This is a genomic window from Psychrobacter raelei (genome assembly GCF_022631235.3).
Classification (GTDB): Bacteria; Pseudomonadota; Gammaproteobacteria; order Pseudomonadales; family Moraxellaceae; genus Psychrobacter; species Psychrobacter raelei.
Window position 1 is genome coordinate 2755053 of the sequence record NZ_CP093310.2, and the last position, 12862, is coordinate 2767914.

Annotated in this window: 12 protein-coding genes; 6 read left to right on the plus strand and 6 right to left on the minus strand. The window is 44.2% G+C overall.

What is annotated here, in order from left to right; all coding sequences use genetic code 11:
* Window positions 1–3: 3 nt before the first annotated feature.
* The 4 genes from bfr (MN210_RS11545) to MN210_RS11560 all read right to left on the minus strand — a co-directional run bounded on the left by bfr (MN210_RS11545) (window position 4) and on the right by MN210_RS11560 (window position 2480).
* Window positions 4–477: a bacterioferritin gene (gene bfr / locus MN210_RS11545; protein WP_011961326.1), complete on the minus strand. Its 474-nt coding sequence runs from the start codon at window positions 475–477 to the stop codon at window positions 4–6.
* A 66-nt stretch (window positions 478–543) separates the two neighbouring features.
* The gene (gene bfr / locus MN210_RS11550) at window positions 544–1023 is read right to left on the minus strand and encodes a bacterioferritin (RefSeq protein ID WP_011961327.1); all 480 of its coding nucleotides are present in this window, start codon (window positions 1021–1023) and stop codon (window positions 544–546) included.
* A gap of 307 nt (window positions 1024–1330) precedes the next feature.
* Window positions 1331–1540 carry a (2Fe-2S)-binding protein gene (locus MN210_RS11555; RefSeq protein ID WP_011961328.1) on the minus strand — a complete coding sequence of 70 codons (210 nt, stop codon included), beginning with the start codon at window positions 1538–1540 and terminating at the stop codon, window positions 1331–1333.
* Window positions 1541–1838: 298 nt separating this feature from the next.
* Window positions 1839–2480, minus strand: coding sequence for a thiol:disulfide interchange protein DsbA/DsbL (locus tag MN210_RS11560; RefSeq protein ID WP_110817065.1), 642 nt, complete (start codon window positions 2478–2480; stop codon window positions 1839–1841).
* 477 nt (window positions 2481–2957) lie between these two features.
* Between MN210_RS11560 and ubiG the strand changes: the two genes are divergently transcribed.
* The 4 genes from ubiG to MN210_RS11580 all read left to right on the plus strand — a co-directional run bounded on the left by ubiG (window position 2958) and on the right by MN210_RS11580 (window position 5878).
* Window positions 2958–3746, plus strand: a complete 789-nt coding sequence (gene ubiG / locus MN210_RS11565) for a bifunctional 2-polyprenyl-6-hydroxyphenol methylase/3-demethylubiquinol 3-O-methyltransferase UbiG (RefSeq protein WP_155587550.1) — start codon at window positions 2958–2960, stop codon at window positions 3744–3746.
* An 81-nt stretch (window positions 3747–3827) separates the two neighbouring features.
* Window positions 3828–4535, plus strand: a complete 708-nt coding sequence (locus tag MN210_RS11570; protein ID WP_241878635.1) for an HAD family hydrolase — start codon at window positions 3828–3830, stop codon at window positions 4533–4535.
* 77 nt (window positions 4536–4612) lie between these two features.
* On the plus strand, window positions 4613–5389 hold the full coding sequence (locus MN210_RS11575; protein ID WP_241878636.1) for a YciK family oxidoreductase: 777 nt from the start codon (window positions 4613–4615) through the stop codon (window positions 5387–5389).
* Between the two features lie 222 nt (window positions 5390–5611).
* Complete coding sequence (locus MN210_RS11580) at window positions 5612–5878, plus strand: DksA/TraR family C4-type zinc finger protein (RefSeq protein ID WP_011961333.1); 267 nt, start codon at window positions 5612–5614, stop codon at window positions 5876–5878.
* Between the two features lie 168 nt (window positions 5879–6046).
* Here MN210_RS11580 and ompR read toward each other — a convergent pair whose 3' ends face one another.
* Window positions 6047–6793, minus strand: coding sequence for an osmolarity response regulator transcription factor OmpR (ompR, locus tag MN210_RS11585; protein WP_011961334.1), 747 nt, complete (start codon window positions 6791–6793; stop codon window positions 6047–6049).
* A gap of 688 nt (window positions 6794–7481) precedes the next feature.
* Here ompR and MN210_RS11590 point away from each other — a divergent pair.
* On the plus strand, window positions 7482–9998 hold the full coding sequence (locus MN210_RS11590; RefSeq protein ID WP_338412849.1) for a helix-hairpin-helix domain-containing protein: 2517 nt from the start codon (window positions 7482–7484) through the stop codon (window positions 9996–9998).
* Window positions 9999–10180: 182 nt separating this feature from the next.
* Here the strand turns inward: MN210_RS11590 and MN210_RS11595 are convergent, their stop codons facing one another.
* Window positions 10181–11440, minus strand: coding sequence for a saccharopine dehydrogenase family protein (locus tag MN210_RS11595; protein ID WP_338412246.1), 1260 nt, complete (start codon window positions 11438–11440; stop codon window positions 10181–10183).
* 416 nt (window positions 11441–11856) lie between these two features.
* On the opposite strand from MN210_RS11595, the gene dapA reads away from it, so the two are divergent.
* On the plus strand, window positions 11857–12765 hold the full coding sequence (dapA, locus tag MN210_RS11600) for a 4-hydroxy-tetrahydrodipicolinate synthase (RefSeq protein ID WP_110817070.1): 909 nt from the start codon (window positions 11857–11859) through the stop codon (window positions 12763–12765).
* Window positions 12766–12862: the final 97 nt, after the last annotated feature.

Genomic DNA, 12862 nt, shown 5'->3' on the forward strand with positions numbered 1-12862 from the left:
GTATTACTCATCTTCGATTTTGGCTTGGATATAATTCTCAATACCCATAGCTTCAATCAAGTCTTTTTGAGTATCTAACCAATCCACATAATCTTCATTACCGTCTTTTAGATCCAGTAGCAGCTTGCGAGACACGTAATCTTGCTTTTGCTCACACAGTGTAATTGATTCGGTAATAGTATCAAATTTTTGATTTTCTAAAAGTACGTTGCACTCAATCATCTCGGCCACATCTTCACCGATGAACAGCTTGCCATAATCTTGCAAATTAGGCAGACCTTCTAGTAATAAGATGCGTTCAATCAGCGCATCTGACCATTTCATCTCAGCGATAGATTGTTTATAAAACGCCTCATTTAACTCTTCAATACCCCAGTTTTTGGCAATACGGGCATGCAAAAAATACTGGTTGATTGCGATTAATGACTGGCCAAGCACCTTGTTTAAGGCACGAATAACGTCTTTGTCACCCTGCATAACTTTCTCCTAATCCTGCTGTTGACTTCATGGCGGCTAAAATTGTGTACTCATAGCAAATGAGGCTTATTCTGAAATCTCGCCCATTTGGCTCTGTAAGTAGTTTGGTAGACCTACCATGTCAATCAATCGAAGCTGCTGCTCTAACCAGTGCGCATGATCTTCTTCTGTATCCTCTAACTGAGCCACCAAAATATCACGGGTGACATAGTCGTGCTCTTGTTCACACAGCGCGATGCCCTGTTTTAGATGTTGCTGTACTTTGTATTCTAGCTCTAAGTCTAGCTTCAGCATCTCAGGTACTGTGCTACCTATATTGATAGGATCTACAGTCATGTTAGGTTTGCCACCTAGCATTAATAGACGGCGGATAATGGCTTGGGCATGTAAGGTTTCATCTTCCATTTCATGATGAATACGATCATATAACTTACCGTAATGCCATTCACCATACATCTCTGAATGGATAAAGTACTGATCGCGGGCCCCTAACTCACCCCCGAGCAAGAAGTTTAAGTAATCAATGACTTTTTGGCTGCCTTTCATGGTAGTTACCTTTTATTTAACATTTTATTTATAAGTGACGCCCTATCATTTTCAATGTGGCTACGTCTTTAAACCCATAACTCTTTGTATAACCATAACTCTTTGTATAAATAATATAGTAGCAAATTCACAGTATTAAGACAGTTGTTTTTAGAACTGAGAATGGAGGGACAAATGCAAATGAGAACGTATCAAACAAAAAAAAGTGAACCTGAATTTATCATGGCTCACTTTCACTATATTGTCTTTTATATTGTATCTACGCTTTAGGCTGTTTTGCTTTTAATCCACTAAGGTTAAAGGCAAGCTAAACGGCATAAGCCAATTGACTTACCAATTCACTATCGTAGCTCATGGCATGATGCTCTTCTAGGTAGTCGTTGACCATAGGTTCACAGCAGCCGCAGCAAGTAGCCACATCTAAGGCCTCTTTTAAGGCATCCATAGAGTCCACGCCCGAAGCAAGTGCCGCTTTAATTTGGCGGTCCTTAACATTATTGCATATGCAAACGATCATTTTAACACCCTCAGTTATTGGCTTGCCAAAGCACCTAAGATTAGTAAGTTACTGCTTATGATAACGATAATAATTCTTATTCACAACAGTTATTTTTATCTAATTCGCCATATTTACAAAATAATCACCTTCAGAAAAACTTGATTAACGCCACTATTTGCATTAGTGATAACACCTAAAAATCACCTACCTATATAGCTTTTAGCCAAAAAAAAAGACTGAGCTTAAGCTCAGTCTTAATTGTCTTAGGATAATAAGTAGCGGTAATCAAAAATCAAACCACGACATAAAAGCTTGGCTATTTACCCGCTTTCATATCCATACGTACTTTTTTGACTAAGTAATCCACCACTTTTGGCACCTTACCATCTTCACCTTGTACCACGTATTTACCATGTACCACTACCGCAGGCACACCAGTAATTTGATAACGCATAGCACCTGCTTTAGAGCGCGCTACTTTGGTACTTACCGCAAATGAATTGTATAGCTTGTTAAACTCTTTTTGGTCTAAGCCTTGGCTTGCATACCATTTAGATAAAGAAGCTTGATCAAACAGACGCTTGTTGTCTTTATGGATGGCATCAAATAGCTTAGTGTGAGTTTGCGGTAGATATCCCATAAGTTGAGCGGCATAGAATCCTCGGGCATTTGTTTCCCACATAGGATTAAGCGCAGCAGGCGACTGCATGAAGATGACGTCGCTTGGCTTGTTTTTCGCCCATTTAAGCATATAAGGGTCTAGATTGTAACAATGAGGGCAACCGTACCAGAAGAACTCACGTACAATAATGTTGTCACCGCTGATGGTTTCGGGATTGTCCAATACTATATAGTCTTTACCGGCCACATAATCTGCAGCAAATGCTGGCATAGAAGCCAAACCAACGGCAGCAGCTAAAGAGGCCAAAGCAAAACCTCGTTGAGAATAAAACTTCATCGTAATTCCTTAAGAATATTTAGGAGGTGATTGGGGTCTATATTATAAGTGGCTTGTATTCAACATAGAGCTTACAGCGACAGCGAGTTCAAACAACCCTGATCTTGATATCTTTAGTAGATTGTCGCCTGCTACTTTACTTTTTTTAAGATTGCCTATGATACCGCATTTGCCCAGTCTGTGTGAACCGTCAGCATTGCTAAAACCTTAACCAATGGTTAAATAAGCGTTAGTAATTCTCATTTAGATCTTATATTGTGATTTTTTTCAGCCAACAACCTTAAAATAATGGCGTAGTCATCGTAGCAAAATATTATCAAAGATGCCCTATTTTATGAAGCATGGTAAGATAGGATTTACGAAGCATGGTAAGATAGACCATCTCATAATAAGGCATTTTAAGCCCAGTATCGGGTATCAGCCTTATATTATCTTCCCCTATTAACCCCCCTAATATTTTAAGGTTTAGGACAGCTCATGACTCAGACCCATACCGACGCAATCTCTAACACTGCTGCCACTGATAATACCGCCTCTAATCTGGGTAATAATGTTGATATGAGTGAAGTGGGTAAATTTACTCAACTCGCCAGCCAATGGTGGGACAAACAAGGTCCTTTTGCAACCTTGCATCAGATTAACCCGCTTCGTTTGAACTGGATAGAAGAGAACGTCATTCGTTACACAGGCACAGGGCTCACCGGAAAAACAGTATTGGATGTGGGCTGTGGCGGCGGTATTTTAACCGAATCTATGGCCCGCCGAGGCGCTGATGCTACCGGTGTGGACTTGGGACTTGAAAATCTACAGGCCGCGACCATACATGCTGAGCAAAGCGGCTTAACCGACCGCCTAAGATACAAGCACATTGCTATTGAACAATTGGCCGCTGAGCAGCCACAGAGCTATGATGTCATCACTTGTATGGAGATGCTAGAGCACGTACCTGACCCCAGCCAAATCGTGCAAGCCTGCTATGATTTACTAAAACCGGGCGGGGTGTGTGTGCTATCGACCATTAACCGCAATCCTAAGTCTTATCTGTTCGCCATTATTGGTGCTGAATATGTGCTGCGTCTACTTGACCGTGGTACCCACGATTATGCCAAATTCATCACGCCTGCTGAGTTAGACAAGATGGCAATTAATGCCGGCTTCAACCGTCAAGACTTAATCGGTCTACACTACAACCCCATCACCAAACGCTACTGGTTGGCACAGAATGTTGATGTCAACTACATGATGGCCGTCGTAAAACCCGCTTAATTGCCCATTTAGCGCTCTATTTAATGGGCCACTGAGCTTAAGTTTAGCGTTATAAACACACCTTTTAAAAAGTACAACATTATGTCAACAAATTATGTCAAAGCCGTCTTATTTGATTTAGATGGTACTCTAATTGATACCGCCGCTGATTTTATCCGTATTATTAAGCGTATGTCAGAGCAAAATGGCTGGCAATTACCGCCAAGTCAAGCCATTCGTGAGCAAGTATCGGCCGGTGCAGGTGCTATGGTGAGCCTAATGCTCAAGCACAATGAGCAGCCGCTTACTGAAGAGCAGATTCAGCACTACCGTCAGCAATTTTTGGATGAGTATGAGGCCGATATCTGTGTTGACAGCCAGGTGTTTACAGAGCTTGAGCCACTGCTAAGCTTTTATGAAAAAAGCGGCATTCCTTGGGGAATTGTCACCAATAAGCCGCGCTATTTGGCCACCAAATTATTACAAAGCCTTGCTCTCGATGAGCGCTGCTCAGTGCTGGTCTGCCCCGATGATGTGAGCAATACCAAGCCTGACCCTGAGCCTATGTATTTGGCATTAGAGAAGTTAGAATTGCCACGCGGTATTGCCAACAGTGTGATTTATATCGGGGATCATATCCGTGATGTGCAAGCAGGTAGTGCAGCAGGCATGACGACGGTTCTGGCCAGCTATGGCTATATCCCGCCAGAGGACCAAGATGACTTGGAAGCTTGGGGCGCCGATTATATTGCCGACACGCCCAAGGCCTTGGTGAAACTACTGCGCTCAAAGCAGTTTGATTATTTATAACTTAGTACTTATAACTTAGTATTTATCACTTAGTATTTACCATTTAATAAAACCTCTACCAAAATAGTAGTGACCTTATGACTCAACCTGTTTTAACTCATGAAGCGATACGCACCTTTAACCCTGAGCCCAATTGTCTAGAGGGTAAAACCATCTTAGTCACTGGCGCCGGTGACGGCATTGGCCGCGTGGCTGCTTTAACCTATGCCAAATATGGCGCCACTGTATTACTGCTTGGCAAAACATTAAGCAAGCTTGAGGCGGTCTATGATGAAATAGAAGCCGCTGGTGGTAAGCAGCCAGCCATCATGCCGATGAACCTAGAATCAGCCAGCTATAGCGATATGCAGCAATTGGCCAATCTCATCCAAAGTGAGATTGGTACGCTGCATGGCGTGTTACACAATGCTGGTATATTGGGGACCCTAACCCCGCTTGAGATGTATGATGTGGTGACCTTCGAGCAGGTAATGCGAGTGAATACCACTGCCACCTTTATGCTCACTCAAGTGCTTATGCCCTTGGTCACATCTGTAGATAACGGCTCATTTGTGTTCACAAGCAGCTCAGTGGGTACGCATCCTCGCGCATTCTGGGGCGCGTATGCCTTATCAAAACAGGCGGTGGAAGGCATGAGTGACATATTCACTCAAGAAACCCAAAATACCACCAGCCTACGCTTTAACTGTATCAATCCTGGCGCCACCCGCACCAACATGCGCGCCCATGCCTTTCCCGGCGAGAACCCTATGTCATTAAAGACTGCTGAGGACTTAATGCCGGCATATGTCTGCTTAATGAGCGATGCCAGTATTGGGGTTAGAGGTCAAGTTATTGCATTACAACCTAAATAAAGCTGACACCTGCTAACTGTGTTTTAAACCAGTGCCCTGTCATCAAGGCTAAGTACATCAGGTCGCCTAACTCGTATAGGTGGCCTTTTTTTGTGACATTTTTGTGCTATGCGTGTTACCAATCCTATTTACTCTGGCTTGATAACAGGCGGCTTGAGCCTCATATATCAAGGATAGCGCCCTGATTACCGGGTGCATCTGCATAATAAAAAGGAGTCAATTATGGCCGGAGGATGGGCGCGTGATGGCGCAGAACACGAACAAATGGACGCCACAGTGAATGATGCTCTAGAGCGGGCTCGCAGGGCGCTGCCAAGTGGTGAAAGCCTGCTGTATTGTGATGAGTGTGGAGAAAAAATACCCAAAGCACGTAGGCTAGCGCTGCCTGGTGTCGAGCACTGCGTAAAATGCCAAAGTGAAATAGAAGCTCATAGCAAGAGCCAAGAGCTGTATAACCGCCGTGGTAGTAAAGACAGTCAGCTACGCTAGCCAAGCAGACAATAAAAAAGGCGCTTAGCCCTATAGGGCTAAGCGCCTTTTTTATTGTCTTGTGTCTTTGATGAGCCATGTCTTATTAGATGTGTTAATCGGTAAAATGGAGTATTGTCACCTATCAATACCCTAACAAATACCTACTAATAAATACCTACATGCAGGCTAGGCCTCTTCTTCATCAGGAACAAATACGTACCCCACACCCCAGACTGTCTGGATATAACGAGCCTGTGAAGGGTTATCTTCGATCAGGCGGCGTAGACGCGATACCTGCACATCGATTGAGCGCTCCATAGCACCCCACTCTCTGCCACGTGCTAAATTCATCAGCTTATCACGCGTGAGTGGCTCTCGAGGGTGCTGTACTAAAGCTTTCAATACCGAAAACTCACCTGTGGTCAAGGTGACCACGTTACCATCACGTTTTAAAGTTCGAGTAGATAAATCAAGCGTCCATGGGCCAAACTCCACCACCTCCACTTGCTGCGAAGGCGCGCCAGGCAGCTCACGGCTGTGACGACGCAGAACCGCTTTGATACGGGCCAGCAACTCTTTTGGGTTAAAAGGCTTAGGCAAATAGTCGTCAGCACCCGCCTCAAGGCCAGCAATACGATCACTGTCTGAGCCTTTTGCAGTGAGCATAATAATAGGGATATCACTGTTCTCTTCACGCAGGCGCTTACAGATAGCAATGCCATCTTCACCGGGTAGCATTAAGTCTAATACCACCAAGGAGAATAACTCGCGCTGCATCAGTTTATCCATTTGGCTGCCATCATGGGCGGTACGCACCACGAAGCCATCATCTTCCAAAAAGCGCTGTAGTAAAGAGCGTAAACGGGCATCATCATCAACCACCAAGATACGGTGGGTTAAACTGTCGGTATTGTTGATTTTATTGTCTGACATACTAGGCGTCCTATTGTTATTTTATTTAATATGGCTTAATTATACACATTTAGCGCTAAAGCTTATGGCGCAAGTTTAGCAAATCACGATTAAAGCGTATTTTTGATAAAAGGGCTATCACTCATTATTATAAATTGATTATAAAGGGGCAATGGTTTTAAAGGGTACTACTTATTCGCTTAAATTATTATAAGAGACTCATTATTTATATGGGAGTGTTTGGGCTATTTATCAATCTTTTTATTCCCTATCCCTTATTGTCCGGTATTTATTATTATTTTAAGCGTCTTTTAAATCCTATACAGCAGCGCTTTATCTGCTTGTCATTTATGCGGCTGCTAGTTATCTGGTTGCTGTTTATGCGCGGCTGACACAGGTTTATTTTAGCGCAGTTACGTTTGTCTGATAATGACGGTGCTTTTAATAAACCATCTTTAGACGATATAGTATCTGTATTTAATGACACCAAGCGTCGGCTTTTATTACCCACATAAAGCAGATAAACTGTAGCAATTAATTAGTGTATAAGATTACGCAAGAAATTACACACTTATTACATAGTAATGCTGTATGTGTTTGTTAATTTAAGCAGACAAAATCACATAAATAAACATTAATAAGCAAAACCATTTTTATTATCTCAGCTTTTGCTATAATGCCAACCACATTTCTTAACTTCGATACGGATATGAACCAAACCGATACTACAACTGCCAACACCCCTACCAGCCAAAGCAGCAGCAATTTGCCGGCTGATGTCATTGCCAACATCCATAATAAGCTTGCAAAAGAGCTGGGTATTAAGCCTGCGCAAGTCGATGCGTTTGTTAAGCTTTACGACGAAGGTGCTACGGTGCCGTTCATCGCTCGTTATCGTAAAGAAAAAACACAAGGCTTAGACGACAGCCAATTACGTGCTTTGGAAAAAGGTTTACACTACGAGCGTGACATGGCCTCACGTCGTGCTAAGATTCTTGAGCTACTGCAAAGCCAAGGTAACTTAACCGAAGCGCTGCAATCTCGAATTGAGCAGGCCACCTCTAAGCTTGAATTAGAGGACATCTACCTGCCTTATCGCCCTCGCCGCCGTTCATTGGCTGCTAAAGCCCGTGCTGCAGGTCTGGATAAGGTTGCTAAAACTCTACTTAATAATGAAGTCACGCCACTTGACGCCCTAAGCGATTACAGTCTGCCTGAGACTATCACTGATGATACCGGCGCTGAGATTGACGTTGATTTTTCAGATACCGAAAAACAATTAGCCGGCGTGGAAGCCATTATCATCGATGGCTGGACCCAAGAGCTTGAGCTACTTGATAACTTACGTAGCGGTTTTGCTAAAACTGCCACTATCAATTCAAGCCTAGCTTCTGACGAAAAACGTGAGGTGGGTGAGAAGTTCGCTGATTATTTTGAGCATAGCGAAAGCTTAGCACGCCTGCCCAATCATCGCCTGCTTGCGATGCTACGTGGTCGTCAAGAAAATGTATTGGTGCTTAAAGTCGATGGTGAAGATACTCCTTTTGTCGATAAAGTTATCAATAAATTTGAGCTTGAAAATACCAAGCCTCAAGAGCGTCATGACTTTTTAATAACTGCTGCCAACAGCTTGTGGAAGGATAAGTGGCGCCCGCATTTAGAGCACCGCTTATTGACCGAAAAACGTCTGGCCGCAGAAGCTGATGCTATTGATGTCTTCGCCAGTAACTTACAGCACCTATTAATGGCCGCCCCTGCCGGCCGTAAAGTTATTTTAGGTGTGGATCCTGGTATTCGTCATGGTGTAAAAATGGCGGTGATCGATGCACAAGGTCAAGTCATGCAAGATGGCGAAGGTAAGCCGGCCATAGCGACAGTCTATCCATTTGCCCCCGATAACAAAATGGATGAGGCTAAAGCAACTATTGCTCAGCTGTTAAAAGACCATCAGGTAGAGCTTGTGGCAATCGGCAATGGTACGGCCAGCCGTGAAACCGATGCCATGATCAAAGAGCTGATTGAAGCCGATGAGACCATCACAGCCAAAGCCGTCGTGGTCAATGAATCAGGCGCTTCTGTGTATTCTGCCAGCGAGCTTGCCAGTGATGAGCTCGCTGATTTAGACGTCTCTATCCGCGGTGCAGTGTCTATCGCCCGCCGTCTACAAGACCCCTTATCAGAGCTGGTTAAAGTTGAGCCAAAAGCCATTGGCGTGGGTCAATATCAGCATGATGTGAACCAAGCTCAGCTGTCTGACAGCTTAGATAAAGTGACGCAAGACTGTGTGAACGCAGTTGGTGTGGATGTCAATACCGCAAGCCCTGCTATCTTAGCCCACATTGCCGGTCTAAACCGTAACGTCGCTCAGCAAATTGTCAACTACCGCAAAGAACATGGTGCATTTACTAACCGTGAGCAGCTAAAAGATGTGCCCAGACTTGGGGTAAAAACCTTTGAACAAGCAGCGGGTTTCCTACGCATTCGTGATGGCGAAGAGCCGCTGGATGCTACCGGTGTGCATCCAGAGAGCTATGACTTGGTGAAAGCCATATTAGACAAGTCTGGCAAGTCAATTGCTGACGTACTGGGTAATGACAGCCTTATCAATACGCTAAGCACCGATGGTATTGACGCAGCCAACGATGACAACATCAGCATTGCCGCCATTAAACAAGAGCTTTCTAAGCCTGCTCATGACCCTCGCCCTGAGTTCAAAACAGCTCAGTTTAGAGACGACGTAAACAGCGTAAGCGATCTAGAAGAAGGCATGCAGCTTGAAGGCGTGGTTACCAATGTGACTGGTTTTGGCTGCTTCGTGGATGTTGGCGTACATCAAGATGGCTTAGTGCATATCTCTGAGATGGCCAACGACTTTGTTGAAGACCCCATGAACTTGGTTAAACCCGGTGATATCGTCAGCGTTCGCGTTATTTCAATTGATGCCAAACGCAATCGTATCGGCTTTAGCATGAAATCAGAAGATGCCGCTTCGGCCAAACGTGCTACTAGCCCGCAGCGCAGTACTGACAAAAACGCTGAGAATGCTGCGACTAAGCCGGCCAAGGCCCGCAAAAATAGCCGTGCTAAACCTGCCAATAAAGCCGCTCGTACTGCCAATACCCGCAGTGATAAGCCAAAGCCTAGCAAATCTGCTAAGCCCAAAGCTGAAGAGGCTAAAGTAGGCTCACTCGGTGCCTTGCTACAGCAAGCCGGGTTAAAAAAATAACCTAGCATTCATTGCTGCTTTGCAATCAATATCTAAAATCAAATAGAGCCGCCCATTAAACGATACCCCATCAGTTGCACACAACTTGTGGGGTATTTTTATGCGTGACTGTTATAACTATTCATAAATATGACTGTCCATAAAAGCTGATCACAGCTAGCCTAACTGTGATTGACAGCGATTTACAGCACCTCAAACGTGATACCAGCATGCGCCTGTAGACGCTCGATTAATCTTTCGCCCATTGATGACGCCGGCGTCCAAAACCCACCTGTTATTTCTTGCTTTGAGATATCTTGTAGTAAACAAAGCGCACTTTGAGATAACATCTGGCAAGTGCTGCCGTATCCAGGATCTTTATCGCCAGTTACTTTGGTCAACACCTGCTTGCCATGACTGCCCTCGCCAAAGAAGCGAATATCAAAGTAACCCTCGTCTCGCTCTTGTTTATTTGGACCTTCACCAGATTGTGGTAACAGCTTGTCGTTAATCAAATCACGAGTGGGCTTAAATATCATGCCTGCAGCAAATCCGGCCATGCCCGCCACTAAGCCATAACTTAGCAAGCGACCTTTTAGTCCAGATGGCATCCACATCGCTTCATCGTATTTAAAGTCGCGGCCATACTCATAGCCACGTAGCTGATTGCTGCGATGTACCACGCGGGTATTGATAGACTCCATGATAAATGGTGCCAGCCAGCGCTTATTCTGCGCATCCCACTCAGGTACTTTTACACTATTTTGGCGAACATTGGGGCGCTTTGGGTCATCATTTAACACATAAGGGTTGGCCAATAATTTGCGCGCGGCCTTATTGGTACCGACTTCCTCTAATATAGTGGCCATCGAAGCAAACGTACCGCCTGACAGGCCGCCTTTGGCTGCTTTGACACGCATATGAATAGTATGACAAGGCGCGTTTAATGTCTGCTGGGCATAATTTTGGGTAAAAAGCACGCCCAAATCAGAAGGCAGAGAGTCAAAGCCACATGAGTTAACAATGCGAGCGCCCGACGCTTGAGCGGCAGACTGATATTTATCAAGCATGGCTTTGATAAAAATAGCCTCACCGGTTAAGTCAACATAATCGGTACCATTGTCCACACAGGCTTTAATTAATGGCTCACCATATTTAAGATAAGGGCCAACTGTTGAGATAATTACGCGGCTTTTAGAGGCCAGCGCATCTAAGCTTGGTGAGTCTTCACTGTCGGCAATTAAAATGGGCAAATTGCTATCACCCACCTGATCTTTGACCTGAGTTAACTTATCTTGATTACGTCCAGCGATGGCCCATCTGACTGAGTCGGCGTTATCCTTATTAGCCTGTGATAAAAACTGATGTAAATAAGCGGCAGTCAATTGACCAACAAAACTGGTGGCACCGTAAAGTATGATGTCATAGGGACGGCTGTCCTGTGAGGCAGTATCAGAGCTCATGTTGCTTCATCCTTTAAAAAATAGGGCATCAATAAAAAAAGGCAAGTGGGCCTTAAAATATGGCTTAAAATGTCCTTTAATTAAACCACACTTGCTTAGCACACAAAACTACAGTTTGTAAGGAGTCACAACAGACAGGTAAGCTAATTGGGTATTTGCCGTATGGGTAAAAAAGAATTCATCTTTTATTCATGTTTTTTATGCCGCTCATGGTATCACTGTGCTACATTTAGACGTAAAATAGCTTGATGATTGCGCAGGCTAGATTGTGCTACACTAATTGACATCAGTATTGCAATTTCAAAACTGTGGGCCACACAGTTTAACCCAACTCAGTTTTACGCCGCTTAGGGTGAGCCAAACGAGTTCAGATAACATTAGTTAAAACAAATTAGTTAAAATAACAAGGCAATATTATGAGTAACCGCTATTCTGACTTTAAAACCCAACTGCAAGGCTCAATGGTTGCCTTAGTAACCCCAATGAAAGCCAATGGCGAAGTAGATTACCCGCGCTTAGCCAATCTGATTGACTGGCAAATTGAACAAGGCACTCACTGCTTGGTTGCCGTAGGTACCACCGGAGAGTCAGCCACGTTATCTATGCAAGAACACAGTGATGTTATCCACTTTTTTGTGAAACACGTAAACGGCCGAGTGCCCGTAATAGCAGGTACTGGTGCCAACAATACTCAAGAGGCAATTCACCTAACCTCTGAGGCAAAAGCGGCCGGCGCCGATTGCGCCCTTTTAGTAGCGCCTTATTATAATAAGCCCACTCAAGAGGGGTTATACCAGCACTATAAAGCGATATCTGAGGCTGTAGATATGCCGCAAATGCTTTATAATGTGCCAGGACGTACTGTGGTCGATATTGCTCAAGAGACCGTAGAGCGTTTGGCAGATTTTGACAACATTGTCGCCATAAAAGATGCCACCGGCTCGGTAGAACGTGGCAAGCTATTAATTGACGCTTTAGGTGATCGTATTGTGGTGTTATCAGGTGATGATGGCACGGCGCTAGAGCTGATGAAACATGGTGCCAAAGGTAATATATCAGTAACGGCTAACATTGTGCCAAAAGCGATGAGTGATGTATTTAGTGCCGCCTTAAAAGGTGACTTTGAGACGGCTAAAAAGGTGCACGACAGCATTGAGCCTTTGCACAAACTTATGTTCGTTGAATCAAGCCCCATTCCGGTCAAATATGCTTTAAATAAAATGGGCAAAATTGAGAAAGGTATCCGCTTACCTATGGTGTGGTTAAATGAGAAGTTTCATGACCAAGTGGACGCCGGTTTGCGAGCTGCCGGTTTGATTGACTAGATTTAAAGCAGTTATACCCATTATTAAGATCAATGGTTACGACTAAGATCAATGGTTACGACCAACCGTTTCAACGCCTGTACTTTGATACATAGTA

What these genes read in the sequence shown, in the direction of transcription:
- MN210_RS11590 (WP_338412849.1), top strand. Translation starts at nt 7,482, where the DNA reads ATGAACCAAACCGATACTACAACTGCCAACACCCCTACCAGCCAAAGC.
- ompR (WP_011961334.1), bottom strand. Translation starts at nt 6,793, where the DNA reads ATGTCAGACAATAAAATCAACAATACCGACAGTTTAACCCACCGTATC.
- ubiG (WP_155587550.1), top strand. Translation starts at nt 2,958, where the DNA reads ATGACTCAGACCCATACCGACGCAATCTCTAACACTGCTGCCACTGAT.
- MN210_RS11580 (WP_011961333.1), top strand. Translation starts at nt 5,612, where the DNA reads ATGGCCGGAGGATGGGCGCGTGATGGCGCAGAACACGAACAAATGGAC.
- dapA (WP_110817070.1), top strand. Translation starts at nt 11,857, where the DNA reads ATGAGTAACCGCTATTCTGACTTTAAAACCCAACTGCAAGGCTCAATG.
- MN210_RS11575 (WP_241878636.1), top strand. Translation starts at nt 4,613, where the DNA reads ATGACTCAACCTGTTTTAACTCATGAAGCGATACGCACCTTTAACCCT.
- MN210_RS11595 (WP_338412246.1), bottom strand. Translation starts at nt 11,440, where the DNA reads ATGAGCTCTGATACTGCCTCACAGGACAGCCGTCCCTATGACATCATA.
- MN210_RS11560 (WP_110817065.1), bottom strand. Translation starts at nt 2,480, where the DNA reads ATGAAGTTTTATTCTCAACGAGGTTTTGCTTTGGCCTCTTTAGCTGCT.
- MN210_RS11555 (WP_011961328.1), bottom strand. Translation starts at nt 1,540, where the DNA reads ATGATCGTTTGCATATGCAATAATGTTAAGGACCGCCAAATTAAAGCG.
- bfr (WP_011961326.1), bottom strand. Translation starts at nt 477, where the DNA reads ATGCAGGGTGACAAAGACGTTATTCGTGCCTTAAACAAGGTGCTTGGC.
- MN210_RS11570 (WP_241878635.1), top strand. Translation starts at nt 3,828, where the DNA reads ATGTCAACAAATTATGTCAAAGCCGTCTTATTTGATTTAGATGGTACT.
- bfr (WP_011961327.1), bottom strand. Translation starts at nt 1,023, where the DNA reads ATGAAAGGCAGCCAAAAAGTCATTGATTACTTAAACTTCTTGCTCGGG.